The following is a 373-nucleotide window of genomic DNA, read 5'->3' as shown; positions in this document are numbered from 1 at the left end:
CCGGTGGCCCGCTACTACGGCGCCGAGGCCTCGTCGGGCAGCGCCTGGGCGCCTTACAGCGAGCACTACACCTACGACGACGGCAACAACCTGACGACGATCCGCCACGTCGGCGGTGCCGGCAACCGCACCCGGGAACTGCAGGTGTCCGAAGGCAGCAACCGGGCGATGGTGAAGGGCCACAGCCTGACACCGGAGACGGGCTTCCTGGCGGGAGGTCTGCAGAAGCAACTGGCCGACGGCAGGGCGTTGCAGTGGCTGGCCGACAACCAGCTCGGCAAGGTCACGCCTGTCAGCCGCGTCGATGGCGATGACGACAGCGAGCGCTACCACTACGCCGACGGCGGCACCCGCACTCGCAAGGTCCACAAGG

General features: G+C 68.9%; 1 pseudogene. It reads left to right on the top strand.

The window, feature by feature from the left end:
• Positions 1-373 (top strand): annotated as a pseudogene (locus ACNFCI_RS24065) (sugar-binding protein); the annotation flags it as partial.

The organism is Pseudomonas sp. NY15356 (assembly GCF_048068175.1).
GTDB classification, from domain to species: domain Bacteria; phylum Pseudomonadota; class Gammaproteobacteria; order Pseudomonadales; family Pseudomonadaceae; genus Aquipseudomonas; species Aquipseudomonas putida_K.
The sequence above is the reverse complement of the archived record's forward strand: the minus strand, read 5'-3'. Positions and strand labels throughout refer to the sequence as shown.